A 26095-nucleotide genomic window follows, 5' to 3' on the forward strand; every position below is an offset into this window, starting at 1 on the left:
TAACATAAGGTTTCTTTTAAACTTGAATTTCATTTGAAATGGGTTGAGAAATGTTTGGAAGACTTACAGATCCTACGGCAGGTGCTTTTCATGCGCTTGCACATGAACCGATCGTTTTATATACATGTATCGCGATTGTTGTGGTTGGTTTAATTGCTGTTGTTGCTTTAACAGCGCTTGGGTGGTGGGGGGTCTTGTGGCGAAATTGGATTACGACTGTTGACCATAAACGCATAGGTATTATGTATATAATTCTTGGAATTATTATGCTTGTTCGCGGTTTTGCGGATGCACTTATGATGCGAACGCATCAAGCTTTAGCTCTTGGGAGTGAAACAGCGGGCTATTTGCCCCCTGAGCATTTTGATCAAATTTTTTCGGCGCATGGTACGATCATGATTTTTTTCATGGCTACGCCTATTTTATTTGGTCTGTTTAACTATCTTATACCACTTCAAATTGGTGCACGTGATGTTGCTTTTCCCTTTGCAAATAATCTAGGTTTTTGGATTACGGCTGCAGGGGCAATCTTGATTAATATATCACTAGGTATTGGTAATTTTGGTCGTGGTGGTTGGCTTATGTATCCACCTTTTACAGAGTTGCAAACAAGTCCAGATACAGGGGTGGACTATTATTTATGGTCGCTTCAGCTTTCTGGTATCGCGACAACAATGGGAGCAATCAATTTCATTGCAACAATGATTAAGATGCGTGCTCCTGGAATGACAATGATGAAAATGCCTATTTTTTGTTGGAGCGCTTTTGTCAGTAATGTCCTTATTTTGGTTATTTATCCTGTTTTAGCTATCGCCTTTGCACTTTTGGCCTGTGATCGTTATCTGAGCATGAATTTCTTTACCAATGTTGGTGGCGGCAATCCAATGGTATGGATTAACTATGTTTGGGTTTTTGGTCATCCTGAAGTTTATGTTTTGGTTGTTCCGGCGTTTGGGATTGTTTCTGAGGTTGTATCAACTTTTTCTTCAAAACGCCTCTTTGGTTATGTTTCCATGATATGGGCCATGTTGGTAATTTTGATTCTTTCGCTTCTTGTTTGGGGACATCATTTCTTCACAATGGGTGGCGGTGAAACTGTAAATACCTTCTTTAGTATTGCGACGATGATCATCGCCGTTCCAACGGGTGTAAAAGTCTTTAATTGGTTGCTCACGATGTATAAAGGAAGGATACGCTTTGAGCCTCCAATGCTTTGGTGCATGGGAATGATCTTTACGTTCGTTGGTGGTGGATTAACGGGTGTTTTATTATCGATTGTCCCTGCTGATTGGCAATTTCATAATTCGCTATTTTTGATAGCGCATTTTCACCATACAATTATTGGAGGTGTGGTTTTTGCTTATTTGGCTGGACTTGCTTTTTGGTTTCCAAAAGTTTTTGGGTATAAACCAAATCGCATGCTAGGTATTGCATCGTTCTGGTGTTGGTTTATTGGTTTTTATCTTGCCTTTTTCCCAGTTTATGCTCTTGGTTTAATGGGAGCGACGCGTCGTCTTCAGCATTACATGGAACCTAGTTGGCAACCGATGTTTATTATTGCTGCGCTAGGGGCTCTTATTATCTTACTTGGTATTCTCTGTTTTGTGTTACAGATTGTTTTGGCAATTTGGTATGGTATTAAACATAAAGGTCATTTACCGGTAACAATAAATGATTCTTGGGGTGATGCGCGGACTCTTGAATGGTTAACCTCTTCCCCGCCTCCTGCATATAATTTTGCAATACTTCCAGAAGTAGAGACGGATGATGCTTATTGGAATATGAAGAAGAATGGTTATCAACGTCCGACAAGTGGATTTACAAAAATTCATATGCCATCAAATACTTCAGCTGGAATTATTGCAGGATTCTTCTCATTAGTGGTTGGTTTTGCGCTTGTTTGGCACATTTGGTGGCTTGTTGCGATTGGACTGATTGGTTTTGTTGCAACGCTTGTATGTCATTCATTAATAGGCGATCACCATGGTTATTATATTCCAGCTGAGGAAGTGCAAAAGACAGAAGATGCTTTTACAGCTGTTCTTAAAGAACAAGGAGTAACAGTATGAGCGCAGTAACAATGAATAATGCGAAGACAGTGGATGAGCATCATCACGACAATAGCTCGATAATGACGTTTGGATTTTGGGTCTATATTCTTTCAGACTTGATTCTGTTTTCGACACTTTTTTCAAGTTTTGCTGTTTTTTCTGCTTCTTATGGTGGTGGTAAAGCGGGCAATGAATTTATAGATTTAAAGTTTGTGTTGGTTGAGACGGCTTTTTTATTGTTGTCATCAATTACTTATGGGTTTGTGATGGTACAGGCACATAAGAACAGTATCAGTAGTGTGCGTTTATGGATGGCCATTACCTTTATACTTGGAGGTTGCTTCATTGCTATGGAGCTTTATGAATTCCATGAACTATTGGGTGAGGTCTTTTATTACGAGCCTCGTGCTTATGTGGGTATTGATCCAGCAACAGGTTTACAGCTTTTTGGAAAAGAGGTTTTATCTGCTTATTGGTCAGCATTTTTTGCTTTGGTTGGCACTCACGGGCTTCACGTAAGTGTTGGTCTTCTTTGGATGGTGGTGATGTTTTTTCATCTACGTCGGAGTGGTTTAGATCAGGATAATAAAACGCGTCTAACATGCCTTTCAATTTTCTGGCATTTACTTGATATTGTGTGGGTTGGTGTTTTCACCATGGTTTATTTATTAGGAGCGTTGTGATGAGTATGCAAAATGAAGCACATGGTCCCAGTACTGGTTCCTATTTAATCGGTTTTATTCTGGCTGTATTTTTCACTTTGGGTTCTTTTATTCCTGTGATGTATGGAATGATGGAAAGTTGGGCGATTAGTACAAAGGTTGCATATCTTATTGGGATGGCACTTATTCAAATTATCGTACAAATTGTTTTCTTTTTGCACTTGAACTCTGGTCCAGATGCCAAGTGGAATTTAAGCGCTTTATGGTTTGCAGCCATTTGCGTTTTTCTTATTATTGGTGGTACGTGGTGGGCTATTTCCCACTTGAACTATAATATGATGGGCGGTTCAGGACGTGTTATTGAACCGGAAATATCGGGTGTAGAGGGTGCTTCAGTATCTGAGCAGTTATCAAACAAAGATATATCCGTAAGAAAACAGCCAGAAAAGATGCTGGAGTTAGAAATGCCTATGGATCAAACGCCAGGTGTGCAAACTCCTGTGGATCAAGTCCCTGGTTCAGAAACTCCTATGGATCAAACGCCAGGTGTGCAAACACCTGTAGATCAAGTTCCTGGTTCAGAAACTCCTATGGAACAAACGCCAGGTTTGCAAACTCCTGTGGATCAAATTCCTGGTTCAGAAATTCCCATGGAGCAAACGCCAAGTATGCACTCTCCTGTAGAATAGCTGTGAGAAATGCTTGTAGAGCTGATGCGGACTGTATCAGTTCTTACAAGGTGCTACTGCTGGAACTCGTAGGATATGAAAGAGGGGGCTCAGTATAAGATATCAGTGGAATGCATATCATGATTTTGACTGTGCTTTTATTTTTAACAAGACGGTTCATTGAGCGTTTAGTCAAGCTTTAAAACAAATAGCTATTGTAGAATATACAAAGAATGGTTTTTATAAAATTCAATACAAAGAAAGAGAGCGTAAAAAACAAGTTTTTATGTTGTGTGCGATAAAGCTACAAAGAAATAACATTTTAGTTTTATAGGATTTATATTAAAGAGAGCATTGAAGTTATTTATAATCATAATGAGCAGTTGAAATCGAAAATTTAGAGAATAATCAGAAAACTTAATGAAAAACATTGCAATGACAGTTATTGGTGCGGGTTCTTTTGGTACTGCATTAGCCATTGCTCTTGCTCGTAATGGCCATAATGTTTTACTTTGGGGATATAATTCTCAACATATCAAAAAATTACAGGAACAACGTTGTAATCAAATATATTTACCTGATATTCGATTTCCTGAAAATTTATTACTTGAAGCTTCGCTTGAAACTGCAATAACAGCAAGTGATAATATATTAATCGCTGTTCCAAGCCACGTATTTCGTCAAGTGTTGTATAATATCCAGCCTTATTTGGATGAACATTCACGCGTTATTTGGGCAGCGAAAGGTTTAGAACATGGTACTGGACGTTTCTTACAAGAAGTTGCTCGTGAGATTTTAGGTGAAAAAATCCCTTTAGCTGTTTTTTCTGGACCAACTTTTGCTAAAGAACTCGCTATTGGTTGGCCTACTGCGATGACGATAGCAACTTCTGATGTTGAGTTTGGTAAAGAATTGCAGCGACTTTTTCATTGTGACAAAAGTTTTAGAGTTTATAAAAGCTCAGATATGATTGGTGTGCAATTAGGGGGAGCCGTTAAAAATGTTATTGCTATTGGTGCAGGAATATCAGATGGCATGGGATTTGGAGCAAATGCACGAATAGCTCTCATCACACGAGGATTAGCTGAAATTAGTCGTTTAGGGAGCGCTATGGGGGCTGAGCTTTCCACATTTATGGGAATGACAGGCTTAGGTGACCTTGTTTTGACATGTACTGACGATCAGTCGCGTAATCGTCGTTTTGGAATACTTCTTGGTAAAGGAATAGATATAAAAGAGGCAGAAAAACAAATTGGTCAGGTTGTGGAAGGATACTTAAATACCAAGGAAGTACATATATTAGCGCAACGCATGAGGGTAGAAATGCCTATTGTAGAACAAATTTATCAAATTCTCTATTGTGGTAAAAACGTAACTGAAGCTGCTAACACATTACTAAGCCGCACGCTCAAGGACGAAATATAATACGAGCCTGTGTTTTTAAATATTTCCAATCTTAAAAAAAATAGAAACATTCTATGAAAAAATATAAAATAGATTTTGTTGATGATTTTATAAGATAGTTATAACTCAAAAAATTACAGTTTCATGTCGTTTGATTTTTTTTTATGAAAAATGGCTGAAATATAAAATCTTTGTCTTTTGTTAAGCTATTGTTTTAAAATAAATTATCGTTTCCACTTAAACATGTTTTGTACTGCAATGGAAGGAATATTTTGTTTTTTTAAAACACATCTCACAATACTATTTGTAAACAGAATAATAGAAGATTTATTGGGGAGCGACATTTCATTTATGTAAGGTATAAGCTAAAAATATCATTTGCTATTACCCAATTTCCAATATTATTTGCTGCGTGTAATAGCTAGATAAGGGGAGGGTATTACGTATCTCTGTTTGTGTGATCTCTGAAAAAAATGGCAACCTAATTTGATAAGAATATAAAGTTTTAAAGGTACAGTTTTCATTTCTACCATTATTTTTAATTTAGCCTTACGACTTGCAAAGGCATCTAAAGCAATAGCTTTTAAATAATGGATATACTGTCTTACCTCACATTTATTTTTCTCGTTTTTTAATGAAAGCACATCTCCTGATGTATTAGATAAGATAGAGCGTCCAAAACAAAAACACTATCGCTGTTGCTCATTTATGTACTTTTTAACAAGGCATCTCTCAATACAGGCAACTCCATTCCAAAATGGTACTATAAATAGTATAATTGAACTCTCTGTGAAATACACAAAATTTATTATGCTTCTCATCTTAATGTTTTATTCTAAATATGTTACGGCTTTAGAATTAGATGTTGATTTACAACAAGTAGCAGAAAAGGCATGGAACTTGTTAGGAAAATAACGCCATAAAACACAAAACTTTTTAGAAAAATCGATTGTAGAGGTATGGTAGCTTTTTATAAAACACTCCGCAAAACAATAACAATGACACAATTGGCTTTGTGTTTGCTTATCCCTACAGGAATTCTTACACGTCCTTTGCGTTATATTTATAAAAATCAGATTGAGAAAATATATGGATTATCCTTGGATCGAAAAGTTGAAAGGAAAGCGTAATTCTACCACAGAATTTCATTTTTCCTTGTCATCAGAGGGATTAAAAATTTTAGAAACAAGCACGTTTGCTATCTCGTAATGATTTCTGTATTCTGCGACAGATTGTGATTCTCTTGGTAAGAATTGTATATCATCATATACGCAAAAGATTGGATTTTAAACTTTCCCATGAGATTCAGTCTAGTAGAGACAGCAACTCAATACGCGATTAAAGTACTTTACAGATGATTGATTTTCTTTTTTAAGTCGGATGTTTTTTATCCTTCTTGAGAATCTTCAGTTTTTTTCAGTTCTTCAAGTATTGGCATAGACATGATGTTATAGCCTGAATCAACATAATGGATTTCACCTGTAACGCCTGATGATAAGTCAGAGAGTAAATAAAGGGCAGACTTTCCAATTTCATGAATATTCACGGTACGACGTAATGGAGCATTACGGCGTTGATGTGAAAATATTGCACGTGCAGCTGCAATACCATTACCCGCTAAGGTTCTAATGGGACCCGCTGAAATCGCATTGACGCGGATATTTTGTGGGCCAAAGTCCGCTGCTAAATAACGGACCATAGCTTCTAAAGCAGCCTTAGCAACCCCCATGATATTATAATTAGGTACAACTTGTTGTGAAGCACCATAAGTAAGGGTTAAAAGTGCTCCTCCATTAGGCATAAGCTTGCCTGCGCGCTGAGCAATTTCAGTAAAGGAATAAGCTGAAATCACCATTGTACGTTGAAAGTTTTCACGTGTTGTAACATCAACGTAACGCCCTTTTAGCTGATTTTTATCTGAAAAACCAATGGCATGGACAATAAAATCAATCGTTTTCCATTCTTTTTCAAGTTTCTCAAAAACGTCGTCAACATTTTCAATTTTTTCAACATCACACTCTAGAACTAATTTGCAGCCAAGCTTATCTGCTAGGGGCTGAACACGTTTTCCAAAAGCATCTCCTTGATAAGTTAATGCTAATTCAGCTCCTGCTTGTGCGAGTTGACAGGCAATGCCCCAAGCAATTGAATGGTCATTTGCAATTCCCATAATAAGGCCACGTTTGCCCTCCATCAAACCTTTCATATTATTCTCCGTAAGACCGTACTTTTTTCAATTACTAAGAACTTTCTTTTATATATAGCGTTGAAAAACAAGCGTTGCATTGGTACCGCCAAAGCCAAAAGTGTTTGACAATACGGTATTCAGTTGTTGATGATCACGCCGTTCACGGACGATTGGCATATCAGCAAAAGCTGGATCAAGTTCTTCAATATGGGCACTTTCACAAATAAAATTATGATTCATCATTAACAATGTATAGATTGCTTCGTGAACACCTGCAGCTCCTAAGGAATGCCCTGTTAGAGATTTGGTGGCAGAAATGGGGGGACATTGATCACCCGCTCCAAAAATACGGCGGATAGCCTCTATTTCAGGAGGATCACCAACAGGCGTTGCTGTTGCATGGGGATTGATATAATCAATTTTATTATTGACTGTTGCAAGGGCCATGCGCATGCATCGTTCTGCTCCCTCTCCTGATGGAGCAACCATATCATATCCATCGGATGTTGCACCATATCCAATGATTTCTCCGTAGATTTTTGCACCACGTGCTTTAGCACATTCTAGTTCTTCAAGAACCAAAACACCAGCTCCTCCAGAAATAACAAATCCATCACGATTGACATCATAGGCACGTGAAGCTTTGTGAGGGATGTCATTATATCTACTAGACATAGCACCCATAGCATCAAATAAAACAGAAAGTGTCCAATCCAAATCTTCGCAGCCACCGGCAAAGACACGATCTTGCTTGCCATATTGTATCATTTCATAAGCATTCCCAATACAATGATTGGAGGTAGCACAAGCTGAAGAGATTGAATAATTAACTCCTTTTATTTTAAAAAAAGTTGCAAGTGTTGCGGATGCTGTAGAACTCATTGCTTTAGGCACAACAAAAGGCCCAACACGTTTTGGACCCTTTTGGCGTGTAATATCAGCTGCTTCTACGATTGATTGCGTTGAAGCACCTCCAGAACCCATAATAATACCAGTGTGTTCGTTTGATACTTCATGAGGCTCTAGGCCAGCATCAGCAATCGCTTGATCCATAGCAATATGATTCCATGCTGTTCCACGTCCATGAAAACGGAGAGCACGTCGATCTACGAGTTCTTCTATATTAATATCGGGTTTACCGTAAACTCTACTACGGAAGCCCAATTCGGCATACTGAGGTGCGTAAGAAATCCCGGATTTTGCTTCATATAAACTGGTTAAAACGGCCTCTGGATTATTCCCAATCGCGGAGACAATTCCCATTCCAGTTACAACAACTCGACGCATCCATACCTCCTTGTTCCATACAGAATAGTAAAAGATTTTTTCTGATGAAAATAATGTTCAATCTTCTTTGAATAAAGCAACGCGTAAATCATTCGCCTTATAAATAGTTTCTCCATCTGCTTTTAGCCATCCATCAGCTATTCCTAAGACTAAATTTCCACGTCGAATACGCTTAAAATCTATTTCATATTCAAGAAGTTTGGTTTGTGGGGTTACCATACCTGACAATTTTACTTCACCTGTTGATATAGCCCTACCTTTCCCTGGTTCGCCCAACCAACCAAGAAAAAAACCTGTTAATTGCCACATACCATCCAATCCAAGACATCCTGGCATAACGGGATCGCCTATAAAGTGACAATTAAAGAACCACATGTCTGGTGTCATGTCAAATTCGGCGCGAACCATCCCTTTATCGTATTTACCACCAGTTTCACTGATTTGAGTGATTCGATGAATCATCAACATTGGTGGTGCCGGCAATTGCGCATTACCCTTACCAAACATTTCGCCGCGAGCGCAGCTCAGAAGCTCTTCATAAGTGTAGCAAGACTTTTGTTCAGCCATGGTTACTCCGTTTATTTGCATATATCTTTATTTCTGCGCTTTTCTCCAACCTACTTTTAGAGCAAATTTTAAAGAGAGGGAAATGATTTTATATCATTTTTAATGACAAAAGCTCTTTTTTATGTATCCTACATAGGTAATTATTTAAAAATGGAATACAAGATTGCACCATACTATTCCCATTTTTTTATATTTTTATCTTATTGAAGCAAGAAGATATTTTAGTTTGTAACATGTCAGGAAGTTCAGATGATTTAGATATGAAGGAAGAGCAACAGTTCACAAAAGAGTGGGGAGAAGGTGTGCAATATTATTCCACTTCTATGTTAGAAAAACGTTTGCGTGAAAATGGTTTGCGTCCAACACGTCAGCGGTTAAAGCTTGCGCATATGATTTTTTCTCAGGGAAATCGTCATATTACTGCGGAAGAGCTCTATGAGGAAGCGGTGAGGGCGGATGTAACTGTATCCTTAGCAACGGTTTACAATACACTTCACCAATTTACGGAAGCGGGATTGTTACGGATTATTGCCGTAGAAGGTTCGAAGACTTGGTTTGATACAAATACCTCTGATCACTATCATTTTTATATAGAAGGTAAAAATCGTATTCTTGATATTCCTTGCAACTTGGAAGCATCTCCCATTATTGGGAATTTGCCTAAACCACCAGAAGGTATGGAAATTTCACATGTTGATTTGATTGTACGATTAAAACCGAAAAATCAATCTTGTGATAGGGAGCAAGGATATTCAATGAGGAATAAAAGCTAAACTTGATGCGCTTAAGCATTCACCAACCTTTTATTTTTTCATCAGGATAGATTCCCCATAATTGAGATTGATGAAGCCATCCATGAACATTATTAAGAGTGATTTTACACCATTGTCCATCGCATTGGTGGATATTGCCAATGACATTAGGCTCTACTTCTGCCACAAGTTCTGCATTGTCAGTGGGTTTTTTTCGTAGTATCAGCCTTTTTGTTTTATCTTTTTGCCATGGAATAGTTATAGCAGTTCGCTTTCCTGATAAAAGCGATTGATACACCCACCCTTCATCGCCTTCTGCATCACGAATTTTTCGCCATTGGTCATATTCTTGGATGATTTCAATAGGTAATCCCTTCTTTTTATAGGTAAAAATGATAGAATAGTTGCTTCCTGGCCCAACACGTACATTAACACGGTTAGGTTTAATCGAAGCAAATCGCGGAAGTGGTAAACCACTGGGGCCTATGTTTTGATTAAATGTTTGTGCATGCAACAAACGCGGTGAACCCAATACAATAACTTTTACGATTAAGATACATGATGCGAGCATTAAAACGCGAAACCAACGAGAATTTTGCACACTGAACTCCTTATATTGCGTCATATATTAGGTCATTTAAAATCTGGAAGATAAGATTGGAGACTAATAAAAAATTATGACATATTTCTCGTTAAAGAGATCTAAACAATGAAAAAATTGTTACGAAAAGAGCAAAATAAAGAAAACAAAATTTTGAATTTCTCAATGTTTATGCGGGAATAGTTATAAATAAATATTGAATTTTTAGTAAGCTATATGTGTGAGAAAGATATTAAAATAGCAAAGTATATTGCGGCTGAGGTGGTTTTTGTATAGGGGATCAGAACTAAAATATTGTATCTTTTTTCCCAAGAGTAATTCTCGAAATAAAAACACCATTATGCATACGAAAACTGTTCGGTAAAGAGATTATGGTGTGTGGCTGGAGAAGACAGTTTTAAAGGGACAAAATAATATAATGCATGAAGCATTCAAGCATAAAAATTGAACAACATTGTAGAGTAGATTGATGTATGAAGGGATAATTTTAACAGAATAGTTTCTATTACATAAAATTTGCTACCCATATGATCTTATGCAATGATAATGCTTATCCGTATGTTAGATAAACGAGTACAGTCATTCTATTTCACAGCTCTCTATGTTATGCTATTCCTATTATTTAGAGCGTTCATAAGAAGCATTTTTATTTTATTTGCATACAAACTCCGCTTATAATGTACAAGAAAAACATTTTCATCAAAAATGGTCATATAAAACGCCTACACCCATATTGAAATACAGTGTTTTCTCTGTTTATTTTACATTTTATTTTTTTGAACTCAGTATAAAAAGTTGAATTAAATAAATGGTGTATTTGAAACAAGGCCAATGATATAAGTGATAAGTAGAAGAAACTTATCAAGAACAAAGAATCTGTAGTGCAGTGGCTAAAATCCTTCATCCTTTAGAAGAATAGCGTCAAGAGGTATTACATAAGTGAAGGGAGAGAGAGTTATATATCCACACACAACCATATATTGCGATAATCATTTGTGGTTGTACAATCTGATCTAAAATCTTCTAAAGCTGCAGAATATTTAAGGATCCAAAAAGAAAATCATCATGAGAAGTTCATAGAAGAAACAGTTATCTGAGAGATAACAAGAAGAAAAAAATCATAGCGAAAAGTGATGATAAAACACCTGACATCCAATCCACATTCTACATAGAAACAAGTTGCTTAAATATCTAAAATGTTGTTTGTTAGTTATTTCTGAAACCTACAAGAGTGAATAAACCCCACCATCTATGATAAGAGCGTTTATCACTTCCAGATAATTAACACATTATTTTATATAACTAAATTTATATGATTGAAGCGCTAGACAACATTTCATAAAAAACACCAAAGATAAACAATCTATCACAATTGCCTATGAAGATAAAATTTTCCGGTAGCTCGTCCTCTATTGCTTATGCAATTCGATGATGCATGAAAAGTATATCACTTTACCGCAACAGCGCGTCCGTTACTAACAAAACCTTCTCTTTGCGCACGCTTACGAGCAAGCTTACGTGTACGACGAATAGCCTCAGCTTTTTCACGAGCACGCTTTTCAGATGGCTTTTCATAATAACTACGCATTTTCATTTCACGGAAGATACCTTCACGCTGCATCTTTTTTTTCAACGCGCGGAGCGCTTGGTCAACATTATTATCACGAACGAGTACTTGCACTATTTATCCTGCTTTTTTCAGTGTCATAAATGATAGGAAAACCTACGTCCTTTTAAAGGCATATCCAAAAGGACAAAAACTTATATCACATAAATAAGACATTTGTCTATATCGCTTTTTAAAATTCTATTCCTTATTTTCAATAAAAGGTTTTTTTTATAATGACTGATAGAGTTAACGGTTATAAACTTATGAAAGTCCTTGTATTTGATCATTTTCGTCAAGATAAATTTTTTCAGCGGTAGGATAATGCGGTAAGCCGGGCATGGTCATCACATCTCCACAAATGACAACAATAAAACCAGCTCCCGCACAGAGACGAACTTCTCGTACAGGAATTTCAAAATCAACAGGAGCACCATATTGCTTGGGATCAGCAGAAAAAGAATAAGGTGTTTTTGCCATACAAATAGGGTAGGTGCCAAAACCTTCTTTTTCCCAAGATTCAAGTTGTTTAAGAATAGGAGCTGATATGATGGCGCCACGCCCACCATATAGCTTTGTTATAATACAATTAATTTTTTGAATGAGGGGAATATCATCTTGATAAAGAACTTGAAAATGAGAATCTTGCTTTTCAATTAAGTCAACGAGTTCTTGTGCAAGTGCTACTGCGCCTTTTCCACCTTGTTCCCAATGTCTACAAATAATAGCTTTGTGTCCAGTTGTGGCAACTATTTTTTGTAATGCGCTTATTTCAGCATCGCTATCGCTGTCAAAATGATTAATTGCGACAACACAAGGGATACCGTAAAGCTCCATATTTTGGATATGTCGTAAAAGATTCGCTGCTCCCTTTTCTAAAGCGGTAATATTTTCTTCTGTCAGATTATTTTTGTCCACACCCCCATTCATTTTTAATGCACGAATCGTTGCAACAATCACTGTTGCATTTGGTACAAGACCTGCTTGTCGACATTTGATGTTGAAAAACTTTTCTGCTCCAAGATCGGCTCCAAATCCTGCTTCTGTGACAACATAATCAGCAAGTTTTAAAGCGGTTTTTGTCGCTATAACTGAGTTACAACCATGAGCAATATTGGCAAAAGGTCCTCCATGAACGAGAACAGGATTATTTTCAATTGTTTGTACAAGATTGGGTTGTATGGCATCTTTAAGAAGAACGGTCATGGCACCTTCCGCATTAAGATCAGCTACTGTTACGGGTGTTTTATCATAACGATAGGCAACAATAACTTTTTTAAGTCTTTGTGTAAGGTTTTCTAAATTTTCAGAAAGGCAAAGAAGTGCCATAATTTCTGATGCAACAGTAATATCAAAACCTGTTTGACGTGGAAAACCATTTGTTATTCCTCCCAATGAAATAACAATATCGCGCAATGCACGATCGTTCATATCAAGAACGCGCTTCCAAACAATGCGACGTGGATCAATGTTGAGAGTATTCCCCCAATAGATATGATTATCGATTATTGCAGCAAGAAGATTATGAGCCGCTGTAATAGCATGAAAATCACCGGTAAAATGCAAATTAAGGTCATCCATTGGGATAACTTGCGCATAACCACCACCAGCAGCCCCACCTTTTACACCAAAACAGGGGCCTAAAGACGGCTCTCTTAAAGTAGCTATTGTTTTTTTTCCGATGAGATTAAGAGCATCATTCAGTCCAACTGTTGTTGTTGTTTTTCCTTCTCCAGCAGGTGTGGGATTAATAGCAGTGACGAGGATAAGTTTACCATCTGGATTTTTATTAAGCGATTTTATGTAGGAGGAAGAAATTTTAGCTTTATCATGGCCATAGGGAATGAGATTTTCATGTGAGATGCCAATTTTTTGTGCAATTTCAGTAATATGCTGCTTCTTAGCAGTGCGAGCAATTTCAATATCTGTTTGAGGCATAGAAAAATTCTTTAAACTGAGCTTTTTTAATAGTCGATATCTGCACTCTGTGGATTAATGAGAAGAATCCATAGAGAATAGAAAGTATAAGGTATCATAAAGGTCGATGATATGCTGTGCAAGAGGGAATACTAAAGGAGCACAAGAAGATTTTTATTGTTTTTTTGAAAAAAGAATCTCTAAGTTTTAAATTTCCATAAGTTCTTAGCAAGCTTGCGATATCTTTCTCAATATCAGCTCATGATGAACATCAGAAATCAGAAAAAAGTCTTTAGGTCATTAATGTAAAAAAAACTTGTATGCGGTGATATCAACGCGATTTTTATATCTTATATTTATTATTCCAAATAGTATACTGAAAAAGTTTTATGAGAGTGGTAAACCGCAATTTGTGATGACATATCTAAAGTCCCTCTTAAGATGGGGCGGATAGAAATAAAATATTGAGAAACATCTATTGATGGAAAAGGTAAAAAATTGAGAAAAGAAAGTAATAACGCACATCACTTATGCAATCGTTACAATTATCACTAATAAAAAGCGCTTTTAGATTGAATTGAAGGTCGCATAACATCTCATTCTATTAAAAGGACTAAAAAAGCGACTCACAATAGAATGGAATAAAAGACCATGATAAAAATCAAAGATAAGCAAAAAAATAATCACATAAAAGAATTCAAAGGATCTCTGCTCACGAGCAAGATATTTGATAAATGGCGCACCCGAAGAGATTCGAACTCCTGACCCCCAGATTCGTAGTCTGGTGCTCTATCCAGCTGAGCTACGGGTGCATACATTTCGATTTTCTACATTGTCTAAGACACAAGGGTTCCTAATCGTTTCATTAAAGAAATGCAAGTGAAACTTAGATTATAATCAAAAAAATCTCTTTTTCTATGAGATATTTTAAAAAAGAGCATGGTATACGTTGGATTTTTGATAGGGTCACTTTCTGGTTGTGACCGTGTAAAGTTTGTTGTGATCATATAAAGCAAAAAGCAATATGAACGATCGTTAACTTGACGTTTTTGTATATGAAAGATAGTCATAGCAAAGTTGAGATATGTTTTTTGCAGCGGGGGGGGGTAAGATATATACCTGCTGTTTGGTTTCTGTGTAAAACGCCGATATTACTGTTGAAAACTATTTCAGATCAACATGACACAATAAGGGTGAATGTATGGCGTTATTAAAAAAAATCTTTCCATTGGTATTTTTAGTTGTTGTTTTAACGGTCACATATTGGGCGGGGAAACAGAGTGCAGAACGCTCCATTTCTATGGTGGATAAAACAAGTGTATCGTATAAAGCTTCAAAGGAAGAAACAGGAAGACCACCGGCGAATGTTGTCGTTGATTTTGTAAAAACTGCAGACTTTTATGAACACCTTAACGTTTTAGGAAGTGGACAAGCACTTGAAGAAGTCGAGCTCACCCCTTTATCGCCAGGTGTTATTGATAAGTTTTTTGTGTCAGCTGGTACAAAAGTAAAAGTAGGTGATATGATTGCAAAGCTTGATTCTAAAAAAGAGGAAATAGCGGCCGCAAAAGCAAAAGTACAACGAGATAATGATGCATTAACGCTTTCGCGTATTCTTAAATTACGAGCGAGCCATACAGCAACAGAAGTTCAAGAAATTACGGCACGCTTAGAGTTAGATAATGCAAATTTAGTTTTACGGAATGCTGAGGTTGATCTCGACCGGCGAACAATTCGTGCACCAATCTCTGGAGTTGTTGGTATTTTACCTGTTGATGTGGGAAATAACGTGAACCTTAACACGGTTATCGGCCGTATTGAGAATAGAGAACGTATTTTGGTCGATATATGGGCTCCTGAACGGTATGTATCACGTCTTCATAAAGGAGATGAGGTAACGGCAACATTAACCGCGCAACCAGATAAATCTTTTGTTGGTCATATTTATGCGATTGATAATGTCGTTGATCCAGAAAGTCGTACACTTCATGTTCAGGTTGAAATCAATAATGAAAAAGATACGCTCATGTCTGGTATGTCCTTTTCTGTTGCTTTGAAATTTCATGATGGTTCTTTCCCCGTCGTTAATCCTCTTGCGATTCAATGGAACAGTAAAGGGTCATTCGTTTGGCGTGTGAGAGATGGAAAAGTAGAGCCGATACCTGTATCAATTATTCAGCATAAAGCAGATCAAGTTTTTGTAAAAGCTTCTCTAGAAGATGGTGATACAGTTGTTATTCAAGGGGTACAAACGCTTTATCCAGGAAGTAAAGTAACTATTGATAATCCAAATGATGCTTCAAAATCCCATCAACAGAAATTATCAGCAGTTTATAGAACGAATATACAATGAGCCAAGAGTTGAGCACAAAACAACCAATGTCACAGGCGGAACAGGGCGGTCTCATTGCCTTATTCATTCGCAGACCGGTTTTTACTTTTGTTTTAAATGCAATGATCATCATTGCAGGATTTGCAGCATGGTTGAATGTTGATATCAGAGAATTACCCGACGTTGATACGCCCGTAACAACAATTGTGACGCTATTTTCTGGTGCGTCGGCAGAAACAATTGATCGTGAAGTAACAAAAGTTATAGAAGATGCTGTTGCTCGTGTTTCAGGTGTTAAGACGATTTCTTCCACATCTTCTTTTGGGCGCTCCTTTGTACAAATTAATTTTCATGTCGGCGTTGATTTGAATGTAGCGGCATCTGATGTCCGTGATGCTCTATCTCGCGTTACTTATTCTTTACCCAAGGATGCGGATACTCCTTTGATTATTAAAGCAGATTCGAATGCTGCTGCCATGATGTATTTGGTTGTGACATCACCAACAATGAGTATTGATGATTTAACAATGATTGTAGACGATAAGATTGTTGATGCGATTTCTGCTGTTGATGGCGTTGGTGATGTACAGGTTGATAATGCTCGCAAAAAGATTTTTCAGATTGATATAGATCAAGCAAAACTTGCAAGTTATGGATTAACTGTCGCAGATATTTCACGTGTTCTTGCTGATATGAAAACGGATGTTCCAGTAGGGTCAATACGCAATTCTAAGCAAACTTTAGTTGTCCGTGCTACTGCGCGTTTAACAACACCAGCAGCTTTTGAACAAGTTGTTTTAAAGCCTCATATACATCTTCGTGATGTTGCGCATGTTACTTTATCACCGGATATAGAAGACGTTATTCTTCGTATCAACGGAAAGACAGGGGTTGGATTAGGTATTGTACGTAAAGCTCAATCCAATACTCTTGATATTTCTGAAGGCGTGAGAGCCGTTGTCGATAATCTCAAAAATATACTGCCTTCTTCCGTAGATATAGAAGTTGTTAATGACGATGCGACTTTTATTAAAAGCGCGCTTCATGAGGTTGAGGTTGCTTTGATCATTGCTATTTTAAGCGTTATCTTGGTTATTTTTCTTTTTCTAAGAGATATTCGTGTAACGCTGATCCCTGCTGTATCCCTTCCAGTCGCTTTGATTGGTACTATTGCAGCTATTTATCTTGTAGGGTTTTCGTTAAATATTCTCACATTTTTAGGACTTGTTTTGGCAACAGGGCTTGTTGTTGATGATGCCATTGTGGTTCTGGAAAATATTGTTCGACGGCGCAATATGGGGATAGGTGTTAGAGCTGCTGCAGTGTTAGGAACCGGTGAAGTCTTTTTTGCTGTTATTGCCACAACATTGACTTTAGTGGCCGTATTTGTGCCTATCTCTTTTCTTCCTGGGCAAGTTGGAGGACTCTTTAGAGAATTTGGGTTTGTTTTAGCAATTGCTATTTTGCTTTCTGCAATTGTTGCCTTAACGCTTTGTCCTATGTTGGCTTCACGTTTTCTCAAAGAACATGTTGAGGAGACAGAGGAAAAGACCCATTATTTGACTTTTTTATATAAATGGGGTTCTTCGCTTCATAAGGCATATACTTACACTTTGCATAAGTGTTTAGAAAAGCCTTGGGCTGTTGTTTTTGCTTCACTTGTTTTTGCAGCTCTTTGCGTTGGAGGCTATACGAAGTTGCAACAAGAATTAACACCAGCAGAAGACAGAGCCCTCATCTTTTTGGTCATTAATGGGCCACAAGGTATTTCAGCAGAATATTTGAACAAACAGGTAGAGAAAATTGAAGAAAGTTTTCAGCCATTACGTGATGCGGGTGAAATTTCTAACAGTTACTCTATCGTGGGTATTGGCGGTGCACCCAATACTGCTTTTTTGGTTTTAATGCTTTCATCTTGGGATAAACGTGTACGTTCTCAGCAAGAAATTGTAAACGATATTAATGAAAAGGTTCGACAATTTCCGGCAGTTTTTGTGTTTGCAGCGCAGGGAAACTCTTTAGGTGTGAGAGGAACGGGGCAAGGGTTACAATTTGCCATTCTAGGCGATGATTATGCAGCATTACAACCCATGGCTGATAAATTGGTGCGTGCTTTACAAGCTGATTCACGTTTTATTCGTCCGCGTCTTACTGTTGATGCTAAACAACCGCAATTTTTTATTGAAATCAATCGAAAAAAAGCCTCTGATTTAGGGATTGATATCACCAATTTGGGTGATACATTACAAGCAATGTTGGATGGTAAAAAGATTGGTTCCATTAACGTGGATAATCATTCTTACGATGTTAAATTGATATCGCGTAAAAATTCTATGAAGAGTCCTAGCGATTTAGAAAATATTTTTTTAAAGACTAAAGACAATCGATATATTCCTTTATCGGTTATTGCGCGTTTGCATGAAAAAGCTATCGCTCCCCAATTAAAACGGGAAAAGCGCATGAGTGCTGTTATTTTAAGCTCAAATCTTGCTCAAGGTATTGCTTTAGGGGAAGCGTACCAAGCTGTACAGAAAATTGCTTCTCCTTTATTATCGAAAGGAACCTACATTGTTCCCTTAGGGGAAGCCGAAACACTTAACGAAACATCTTCTGGTTTTATGATTGTTTTTGGCATTGCCTTTTTGATTATTTTACTCATTTTAGCGGCTCAGTTTGAAAGCTTTATTTCAGGATTCATTATCATGGCTACTGTTCCATTAGGGATTGGTTGTGCTGTAATTGCTATGCTCTTAAGTGGTGTGAGTCTTAATATTTACAGTCAAATTGGGTTAATTTTGTTAATTGGTATTATGGCAAAAAATGGTATTCTGATTGTTGAATTTGCAGATCAATTACGTGATCAAGGAAGAAGCGTGCGTGAAGCTGTGGAAGAGGCAGCAAATATTCGCCTTCGTCCAGTTTTTATGACAATGATTTGTGCCATTTTAGGGGGTGTTCCTTTGGTTTTAGCCAAAGGAGCTGGTGCAGAAGCTCGTGTAGCTTTAGGTTGGGTGATCGTTGGTGGTTTAGGTTTAGCAACGGTTTTTACGCTTTATGTCACACCGGTTGTTTATCTTTTTTTAGGGCGTTTTATAAGATCAAAAGCAGAAGAAGATTTGCGCTTAGAACGAGAACTTAATCAAGTTAAATGATGGTTTGAGTAGAAAAGATTGGAAAGTTCATTCTTGTAAAAAATATCATTTTCGGATCTTATTTTTTGTTACTTTTATATTCCTTCATTTTTTGTGTGAGCAGTGAAAAGAGCGAGAAACCAAGGAGACGCTTTTTACTTTGTTATTGTTTAGGTATAGATTTCATTATCAATAAGCGTATAGGATAAGCTTATGGGAGATAGCTTTTCGATTCGAGATGAAAAGGCTTTTGAAGCTGCATTAAAAGCTTTAAGGAGGCATGCTGCAAAGGATGAGGTGTATGATATTCGTCGGCATTTTGTAGAAGATGACCAGCGTTTTTCTCATTTTTCTCTCAGGCTTGATGATCTTCTTTTTGATTTTTCAAAATGTGGTGTAACATTTAAAACATTGCAACTTCTTGATGAGTTAGCTGTTGCAGCAGATGTATTGGGGCGGCGTGATGCTATGTTTTCGGGGCAAGCCATTAATACAACTGAAAAACGCTCCGTTCTTCATATTGCATTACGTTTACCGGCTGATGAAATTTTCATGTTGAATGGTCATGATCTTATTCGTGATATTCAAGATGTTCTTGAGGATATGGAAAGATTTTCTGAAAAGGTCCGTGATGGAAGTTATAAGGGAAGCCGTGGAGAGAAAATAAGTGATATTGTCAACATTGGTATTGGTGGTTCTGATCTTGGTCCTTCAATGGTTACATATGCTTTAAAACCTTATCATGATGGGCCCCGTTGTCATTTTGTTTCTAATGCTGACAGTGCTCATATTTCTGATACTCTTTCCATTTTGAATCCAGCAACAACGTTGTTTATCATTTCTTCTAAAACTTTTACAACGGCTGAAACAATGGCGAATGCTCAAGTTGCTCGTCAATGGATTCGTTCACATTTAGGGGAAGAAGCTATTCACACGCATTTTGTTGCTATCTCGAGTGCGCTTGATAAAGTGGCAGAATTTGGCATAGATTCCACAAGAGTTTTTAAATTTTGGAATTGGGTTGGAGGACGTTATTCAATTTGGTCTGCCATTGGACTTGTTGTTATGTTTGCAATAGGAGGGCAAAATTTTCGTCAATTTCTCAACGGTGCTTTGCAAATGGACCAGCATTTTAAAACCATGCCTTTGCATAAAAATATTCCTATTCGGTTTGCTCTTTTAGGGTTCTGGCATCGTGTTATTTGTGGTTATTCATCACGCTCTATCATTCCCTATGCCCAGCGTTTACTGCATTTTCCAGCTTATTTACAACAACTTGATATGGAATCAAATGGTAAGCAAGTCTCGCTGGATGGAAAACCATTAAATTTTTCAAGTGGTCCTATCGTTTGGGGTGATTCTGGGACAAATAGCCAACATGCTTTTTTTCAACTTCTGCATCAAGGAACAGATGTTGTTCCAGTAGAGTTTATTTTATTTACAAAAGGGCATGAGGAAAATTTACATTCTATGTATGAGATATTGCTAGCAAACTGTTTAGCACAATCAAAAGCCTTGATGAAGGGTCGTAGTATTGAAGACGCGCGGCATATCTTGATAAAAAATGGTGTTGATGAGCGTGAAGCAGATCATTTAGCACTTCATAGAAGTTTTAAAGGAAACCGTCCCAGTATGACGCTGGTTCAAGATTTATTAACACCTTTTGCACTTGGTCGTCTTATTGCACTTTATGAACATCGTATTTTTGTTGAAGGTATTTTAATGAATATTAACTCATTTGATCAATGGGGTGTTGAACTTGGCAAAGAATTAGCAAATGAATTACTCTCCATTCTTCGTGGAGAAAGTAAAGCGGATAATCGCGATAGTTCAACATTAGGGTTACTCGCTCATATTCAAGCAAGACGTGAAAAATAAATATAGTTTGATCATAGGTTTTGTACGAATTCAGTAAAGGTAAAGTGAGAGAGAAATATGAGATAACTCTCTATTTTACTCTGCGCTTCCTTATGGTCTGAATTGGATTTTGGCAATAGAAAATAAAAAAAGAGCAAAAAATAGATTTTACAGGTCTCGTACAGTGTTTGTGGAACCACTATCCATGTGAAAAAAGGCTTTAAATGCTGTGCGATTAGAAAGGATAGGTATCCTATGAGAAGATCTTCTATCTCTAAAAGAGATCCTCTCCGCAATCATGGTTGAGTCATCACTTTGAGGCATAGAGCGACTATGAGGTATTATAAGAAAGGATGAGATAGGAATTTTAAAAAAGCTTATCCAAAATCTGACTGAGAAGTTATTGGAACTTTAGCTGTGCAGTTGGCTTTGTTTCATGTTGCTCAAAAATTAGCACCCAGTCTTGTTATGGTTAGATTAAATTTAGAAGATCTTTTTGCTGAAAGTTTTTATAATATCATGAGAGATAAAAAATATTTCCTCTTATTTTATGCAAAAAGGGGATGCTATTTTTTTATTCATTGTACCATTGTCCGCAACATATTTTAGATGGTTGTCATTTGAAATATGCCTTAGAAAATTATTTGGCAAGAGAGCGTCTCCATATGTATTGGAAAGCCGTTTCCTATTCTTTATTTCGATTTATAAGTATAGTGTTATCTCGTATATAATTGATGCGGATAGATTACTTGCGAAAAATAAATACCCAAAACGCATTTACACTCAAATTTTATGAACAATCAGAGTTTAGGACCGCGCCATATTCAACAATGGAGCAAAGCATAAAATGGCTTAGTACTTTGTACGGAGGTGAGAAAACTATTGCGTAATTCTGTTTTTCTTATGATTTTGATTGGATCTTTGACAAGTTTTTGTGCTGGTAGTGTATTATCTATTGGCCTTTCTTTATTACAATTACAAGATACAACGGGAGAAGCATCTGCTACTTTAAATGTTGTTAATTTAATTGCCATTGGAATCGCAGGCTTTTATGTTTGGGGAATGTGTTAGCTTGCTATCAAGGTTTTATTATTGGATTTTATAGCCAAATTATTTGTGCTTGCTTATAGTTTTTCTTATTATTCATAAACAACTCAGTACTTATTTTATTTGTGTTTTTTTACTTGCACTATTGATGGGGGCTGACAACCCAAACAATAACACTGTCTTGAATAAATTGATTCCAGACCCTAAACAAAAAGCCAGTATTTTTGCATTTTACACGAGTTACTGTCAGTTCTTTATTATTGTGTCTCCATTGCTTATATATTTTATAATTGTGCGTTTTGGCCATAAAATAGCTATAGCCTTTGTTGTATTTGTTTATCTTTTAAATGCCGGTTTATGGTTTCATATAAAGTCTATACAACAAATAAATAGGATAAAAGAGCCATCAAAAGAAGCAACCCAAAGAACTTATGGAGTTGGTTTTAAGTGCCTTTGGAGAATTTCTGCTTTATGTTTTTTGACGATTAATCGTATTTTAAATAACTTTCTCTATACAGGGGCTCTCATTTTATTGCCGCTTGTTCTTGCATCTATAACGTCAGATAATATAAAATTTACAGCCTTTCAAAATTCTATCTTTGCTTTGTCGGCACTGGGTTTTGTAGTCAATGGCTTTGTCTCTTCTTATTATTTAAGGAAAATTCCATCTTTAATTCGTTTTTTTGTATGGGGTGTACCGGCTTTTGCAATAATTGCAATTTTTTTAGCTTTATATTTAAATTTTAACCAATATTTTCTTTATATCATGGACTTTTTATTAGGTATTGGACAATTTTATTTTAGGGTATCTGGGATAACAATTGGTCAAGCTGTTACACCTAGTGACAATTTAGCTGAGGTGATTTTGGTAGGTGATGCCAGCGTGCGTATTATAACAGCTTTATTTTCTATTGTGCTTTTATATGCAGCAACCTTTTTTTCATTTCCTATATTATACAGCTTTTGTATATTTATAGGGTGTTTCGCACCTTTACTTATTTTACAAGGACTATCTATTTACTTAAAAGGCTTAGAAATAAAAGAAAGTATCCTATGAACGATATTCAATTATTATGCCAACCTTTTTGTGATTATAGTAAGAGATAAAAATTTTGTAAAAATACTCAATAACATTAATTCTAAATGAGTACATTGGGTGAGAAAAGCTGATATGTGCAATTAATATAAAAACCTCTGACGCGGATAAAATGCATTGAGTTCGTTAATCAACGGAATTGCAAAGAGCACTATGATCACCATTGTTTCTAAAACTCTATCAAAGGTTGGTGATTGGCAAAAATCCTTTAATGATATTGAAGAGATATTTTATGCTAGATCAGGTAATCTGAAGATTATGAGAGGAGAAGCCTAGAAATTATAAAACGCGTGGAAATACAATACCAGTTCTAGGGGATAGATAATGGCAAGCATAGATTGGTGTGCTCTGGTCAATTGCAAATAAAAAAATCCTACAAATGCTAGGCTTTCAGCTATACTATACCGAGCATAGACAAGTTCGTTTTAAGTTAATGGCGGAGAGAGAGGGATTTGAACCCTCGATAGAGTTACCCCTATGCCGCATTTCGAGTGCGGTGCTTTCAACCACTCAGCCACCTCTCCATATAAAGTTAAAGTGCAACAAAATATACACTATTTAAATAGTGTATATGATGGGTAGATACCCTTCAATTGTTTTTGGTACAACCTTTTTTTCTTTTTTGTGAGACTTTATTGACAGAGAATAGAAATTCCTTCATATAGGCAGAATATGAGCGTGGGGAAACCTGCGCATATTTATATTGAGGAAGGTTTTATCCTTCTTTAAGGGTGGTTACGACTGATAAAAAGCAGCCTATTTTCCCTTATTTCAAGGCAGAGGTTAAATAAGAGCTGGAGTGAACGGAAGGATAAAAAATGTTCGCAGTCATTAAAACCGGTGGTAAGCAATACCGCATTGTTGCTAACCAAGTGGTAAAAGTTGAAAAAGTAAGTGGCAATGCGGGTGATGTTGTTGAATTCAATGACGTATTGATGGTTGGGCAAGAAGGTAATGCGGTGATTGGCACGCCTGTTGTTGCAGATGCATTGGTGACAGCTGAGATTGTAGAACAGGCACGTGGGCGCAAAGTTATCGCATTTAAGAAGCGTCGTCGCCAAAATTCTAAACGCACACGTGGTCATCGCCAAGAATTTACGACATTGCGTGTTTTAGAGATTTTAATGGGTGGTTCAAAGCCTAAAAAAGCAGCAGCAAAATCCATAAAAGAGGAAGCAACCGTACAAAAAGAAACAAAAGCTGCTTCTGTTGAGAAGACAGCTAAAAAAGTGGCTGAAAAAAAGACAGCATCGCAGAAGAAAGCGGCTGTAGCATCAAAGGTTAAGAAAGATTAAAGGAGAGCGTCTATGGCACATAAAAAAGCTGGTGGTTCCTCGCGTAATGGTCGCGATTCAGAATCGAAACGTCTAGGCGTTAAAAAATTTGGTGGTGAAACCGTTATTGCTGGAAATATTATTATCCGTCAGCGTGGTACACGTTGGCATCCTGGCAACAATGTTGGAATTGGAAAAGATCATACGCTGTTTGCGTTATCAAATGGAAAGGTTTCTTTTCAACGGAAAGCCGGTAATCGTTCCTATGTTTCAGTCATTCCTATGATAGAGGCAGCAGAGTAATCTGTAGCATTTTCTCTAGCAATCAACTGGAATTTTATTGGGTTTTGTTATTTCGTTGAATTGAAATTGTAATTTTATGAACGTTAGAAGGGAAAGGTAGAGTGTTATCTTTCCCTTTTTGCATTGGTATTCTAATAAATTTATTTAGAGCGTATACGCAAAAGGTAGAATTGGGGAAGTAACTTTCCTCAATGAGAGAGAAGGCTTGTACGGCGTTGTGTTTGCACTAAAGATAGTTAGTATTATCATAGAATTTGTTGATAAATTTATATATGGTAATGGCGAAAATAGACTGTCTTTTGATTCATAAAGAGGGGTTCAGTATTTCTTTATAAGAGAGGCGATTTTTTCTGGAAATTATGAAAAATTTAATGAAGGCATTATTGATGCGATTATTTTGATAAAGAGAAATCTTTTTATCGGTATGTGTGCTGGTGATGGGGTGTCATACTCTTTTTTAGAGCGTGATGCGGGCAGGTGAGGCCATTCTTTTAAAAAAGAAGGAATAGAAAATCCATAAGACTGAATGATTAAAACTACTTTGAAGGAAATATGTATTAAGGTGTTTTAGGCAATTGAGAGTGAAATTATATTTTTAAGGAGAACTGGAGATATAAAAATAATCAATGTGCAATCAGCTATCTTCAAGAGTATTTTTTTGATTTCACTATTTATTGTGCATTGTTGAAAATCAATCAGAATAAGAGCTAAGGTTAAGGCAATAATTGTTTTTTATTTATCTCAGTTGTCCAAACGTCTAAAAGGTAAGATTATTTGTAGAGTTTTTCCTAGTTTTATTGGTTAAGGATGGCGTTTGGGGATGTGTGTACTTTGCAAATCTGTGACAGAGGGTATTGTGTGTTTGATATATTGATTGAAGTAAAGGAGTAGCTAAAAATATATCAATGTTATATATTAGGGGGTAAGTATACTAAGATGAGCGGCGCAGAATTTTAAAGATGATAAGTTGCCTAGAGCAATTTGTAGTTACGTAATGAATTTATAAGAGAGATAGTAGGTTAAATCAACCTAGGAGGGGATAAGTTGAAATGTTAGCTGAAGTTATAAATGATGGGGGAGGATGCTTTCGAGGGAATAATAACAAATTATGTTGGATAATTTGAGATAATGAAAGCGTTTTTAAAACATAGTTTTTTAGGTGATTAGGGCTGCAAAATCGAGGGTTTATCTTACGTAAAGTAAAGAGTCAGATTCGCATATGATAGTTTTAAGCAACCTAGTGGATGATAATATTCAATTGTTTTATCAGTTATATTAAGGTATTTAAGCACCTCATCTGGCACTATTCCATAAAATAAAAGAGATCTGTAGTGTTGTTTATAGCTTATATT

At 36.7% G+C, this 26095-nt stretch carries 19 protein-coding genes and 2 tRNA genes; 13 read left to right on the forward strand and 8 right to left on the reverse strand.

Annotated elements, in window-relative coordinates; all coding sequences use genetic code 11:
- Positions 1-50 precede the first annotated feature (50 nt).
- From cyoB to FNZ60_RS10425, 5 genes are all read left to right on the forward strand, one after another.
- Positions 51-2069: a cytochrome o ubiquinol oxidase subunit I gene (gene cyoB / locus FNZ60_RS03075; RefSeq protein ID WP_142416249.1), complete on the forward strand. Its 2019-nt coding sequence runs from the start codon at positions 51-53 to the stop codon at positions 2067-2069.
- Positions 2066-2734, forward strand: a complete 669-nt coding sequence (locus FNZ60_RS03080; protein ID WP_142416250.1) for a cytochrome (ubi)quinol oxidase subunit III — start codon at positions 2066-2068, stop codon at positions 2732-2734. Before cyoB ends, FNZ60_RS03080 begins: the two co-directional genes overlap by 4 nt.
- Positions 2734-3402, forward strand: coding sequence for a cytochrome o ubiquinol oxidase subunit IV (gene cyoD / locus FNZ60_RS03085; RefSeq protein WP_142416251.1), 669 nt, complete (start codon positions 2734-2736; stop codon positions 3400-3402). The genes FNZ60_RS03080 and cyoD overlap by 1 nt, the downstream gene beginning before the upstream one ends.
- Positions 3403-3801: 399 nt before the next feature.
- Positions 3802-4806 carry an NAD(P)H-dependent glycerol-3-phosphate dehydrogenase gene (gpsA, locus tag FNZ60_RS03090; protein ID WP_142416252.1) on the forward strand — a complete coding sequence of 335 codons (1005 nt, stop codon included), beginning with the start codon at positions 3802-3804 and terminating at the stop codon, positions 4804-4806.
- A gap of 768 nt (positions 4807-5574) precedes the next feature.
- On the forward strand, positions 5575-5700 hold the full coding sequence (locus FNZ60_RS10425; RefSeq protein WP_281280240.1) for a hypothetical protein: 126 nt from the start codon (positions 5575-5577) through the stop codon (positions 5698-5700).
- Between the two features lie 472 nt (positions 5701-6172).
- Here FNZ60_RS10425 and fabI read toward each other — a convergent pair whose 3' ends face one another.
- From fabI to fabA, 3 genes are read right to left on the reverse strand one after another with little or no spacing between them, the layout of a single operon-like run.
- Complete coding sequence (gene fabI, locus FNZ60_RS03100) at positions 6173-6991, reverse strand: enoyl-ACP reductase FabI (RefSeq protein WP_142416253.1); 819 nt, start codon at positions 6989-6991, stop codon at positions 6173-6175.
- A gap of 48 nt (positions 6992-7039) precedes the next feature.
- Entirely contained in the window at positions 7040-8260 is a 1221-nt protein-coding gene (fabB, locus tag FNZ60_RS03105) for a beta-ketoacyl-ACP synthase I (RefSeq protein ID WP_142416254.1), read from the reverse strand.
- 57 nt (positions 8261-8317) lie between these two features.
- Positions 8318-8827: a 3-hydroxyacyl-[acyl-carrier-protein] dehydratase FabA gene (fabA, locus tag FNZ60_RS03110; RefSeq protein ID WP_142416255.1), complete on the reverse strand. Its 510-nt coding sequence runs from the start codon at positions 8825-8827 to the stop codon at positions 8318-8320.
- Between the two features lie 233 nt (positions 8828-9060).
- Between fabA and irrA the strand changes: the two genes are divergently transcribed.
- On the forward strand, positions 9061-9600 hold the full coding sequence (gene irrA, locus FNZ60_RS03115; RefSeq protein WP_142416256.1) for an iron response transcriptional regulator IrrA: 540 nt from the start codon (positions 9061-9063) through the stop codon (positions 9598-9600).
- A gap of 19 nt (positions 9601-9619) precedes the next feature.
- Here irrA and FNZ60_RS03120 read toward each other — a convergent pair whose 3' ends face one another.
- The 4 genes from FNZ60_RS03120 to FNZ60_RS03135 form a co-directional block, all read right to left on the reverse strand.
- Positions 9620-10180: an SH3 domain-containing protein gene (locus FNZ60_RS03120; RefSeq protein ID WP_142416257.1), complete on the reverse strand. Its 561-nt coding sequence runs from the start codon at positions 10178-10180 to the stop codon at positions 9620-9622.
- 1447 nt (positions 10181-11627) lie between these two features.
- Entirely contained in the window at positions 11628-11861 is a 234-nt protein-coding gene (gene rpsU, locus FNZ60_RS03125) for a 30S ribosomal protein S21 (RefSeq protein ID WP_100128225.1), read from the reverse strand.
- Positions 11862-12050: 189 nt separating this feature from the next.
- Positions 12051-13724 (reverse strand): formate--tetrahydrofolate ligase, encoded by a 1674-nt coding sequence (locus FNZ60_RS03130; protein WP_142416258.1) that lies wholly within the window; start codon positions 13722-13724, stop codon positions 12051-12053.
- A 714-nt stretch (positions 13725-14438) separates the two neighbouring features.
- Positions 14439-14515 (reverse strand) — tRNA-Arg (locus tag FNZ60_RS03135).
- Positions 14516-14904: 389 nt separating this feature from the next.
- Between FNZ60_RS03135 and FNZ60_RS03140 the strand changes: the two genes are divergently transcribed.
- The 5 genes from FNZ60_RS03140 (at position 14905) to FNZ60_RS03165 (ending at position 23127) form a co-directional block, all read left to right on the forward strand.
- A complete protein-coding gene (locus tag FNZ60_RS03140) occupies positions 14905-16056 on the forward strand; it encodes an efflux RND transporter periplasmic adaptor subunit (RefSeq protein WP_142416259.1) in 1152 nt (383 codons plus the stop codon).
- On the forward strand, positions 16053-19187 hold the full coding sequence (locus FNZ60_RS03145) for an efflux RND transporter permease subunit (protein ID WP_142416260.1): 3135 nt from the start codon (positions 16053-16055) through the stop codon (positions 19185-19187). Before FNZ60_RS03140 ends, FNZ60_RS03145 begins: the two co-directional genes overlap by 4 nt.
- Before the next feature lie 192 nt (positions 19188-19379).
- The gene (gene pgi / locus FNZ60_RS03150; protein WP_142416261.1) at positions 19380-21044 is read left to right on the forward strand and encodes a glucose-6-phosphate isomerase; all 1665 of its coding nucleotides are present in this window, start codon (positions 19380-19382) and stop codon (positions 21042-21044) included.
- Between the two features lie 861 nt (positions 21045-21905).
- Complete coding sequence (locus FNZ60_RS03160; RefSeq protein ID WP_142416262.1) at positions 21906-22094, forward strand: hypothetical protein; 189 nt, start codon at positions 21906-21908, stop codon at positions 22092-22094.
- 49 nt (positions 22095-22143) lie between these two features.
- The gene (locus FNZ60_RS03165) at positions 22144-23127 is read left to right on the forward strand and encodes an MFS transporter (protein ID WP_185913454.1); all 984 of its coding nucleotides are present in this window, start codon (positions 22144-22146) and stop codon (positions 23125-23127) included.
- Between the two features lie 473 nt (positions 23128-23600).
- Here the strand turns inward: FNZ60_RS03165 and FNZ60_RS03170 are convergent.
- Positions 23601-23690, reverse strand: a tRNA-Ser gene (locus tag FNZ60_RS03170).
- A 294-nt stretch (positions 23691-23984) separates the two neighbouring features.
- Here FNZ60_RS03170 and rplU point away from each other — a divergent pair.
- Complete coding sequence (gene rplU / locus FNZ60_RS03175; RefSeq protein WP_142416264.1) at positions 23985-24461, forward strand: 50S ribosomal protein L21; 477 nt, start codon at positions 23985-23987, stop codon at positions 24459-24461.
- 12 nt (positions 24462-24473) lie between these two features.
- The gene (gene rpmA, locus FNZ60_RS03180) at positions 24474-24743 is read left to right on the forward strand and encodes a 50S ribosomal protein L27 (RefSeq protein WP_142416265.1); all 270 of its coding nucleotides are present in this window, start codon (positions 24474-24476) and stop codon (positions 24741-24743) included.
- Positions 24744-26095 lie beyond the last annotated feature (1352 nt).

Source organism: Bartonella massiliensis, from assembly GCF_902150025.1.
GTDB classification, from domain to species: domain Bacteria; phylum Pseudomonadota; class Alphaproteobacteria; order Rhizobiales; family Rhizobiaceae; genus Bartonella; species Bartonella massiliensis.

Coding starts and splice junctions, on each gene's coding strand:
- cyoB (WP_142416249.1), top strand. CDS start 51: ATGTTTGGAAGACTTACAGATCCTACGGCAGGTGCTTTTCATGCGCTT.
- FNZ60_RS03080 (WP_142416250.1), top strand. CDS start 2,066: ATGAGCGCAGTAACAATGAATAATGCGAAGACAGTGGATGAGCATCAT.
- cyoD (WP_142416251.1), top strand. CDS start 2,734: ATGAGTATGCAAAATGAAGCACATGGTCCCAGTACTGGTTCCTATTTA.
- gpsA (WP_142416252.1), top strand. CDS start 3,802: ATGAAAAACATTGCAATGACAGTTATTGGTGCGGGTTCTTTTGGTACT.
- fabI (WP_142416253.1), bottom strand. CDS start 6,991: ATGAAAGGTTTGATGGAGGGCAAACGTGGCCTTATTATGGGAATTGCA.
- fabB (WP_142416254.1), bottom strand. CDS start 8,260: ATGCGTCGAGTTGTTGTAACTGGAATGGGAATTGTCTCCGCGATTGGG.
- fabA (WP_142416255.1), bottom strand. CDS start 8,827: ATGGCTGAACAAAAGTCTTGCTACACTTATGAAGAGCTTCTGAGCTGC.
- irrA (WP_142416256.1), top strand. CDS start 9,061: ATGTCAGGAAGTTCAGATGATTTAGATATGAAGGAAGAGCAACAGTTC.
- FNZ60_RS03130 (WP_142416258.1), bottom strand. CDS start 13,724: ATGCCTCAAACAGATATTGAAATTGCTCGCACTGCTAAGAAGCAGCAT.
- FNZ60_RS03140 (WP_142416259.1), top strand. CDS start 14,905: ATGGCGTTATTAAAAAAAATCTTTCCATTGGTATTTTTAGTTGTTGTT.
- FNZ60_RS03145 (WP_142416260.1), top strand. CDS start 16,053: ATGAGCCAAGAGTTGAGCACAAAACAACCAATGTCACAGGCGGAACAG.
- pgi (WP_142416261.1), top strand. CDS start 19,380: ATGGGAGATAGCTTTTCGATTCGAGATGAAAAGGCTTTTGAAGCTGCA.
- rplU (WP_142416264.1), top strand. CDS start 23,985: ATGTTCGCAGTCATTAAAACCGGTGGTAAGCAATACCGCATTGTTGCT.
- rpmA (WP_142416265.1), top strand. CDS start 24,474: ATGGCACATAAAAAAGCTGGTGGTTCCTCGCGTAATGGTCGCGATTCA.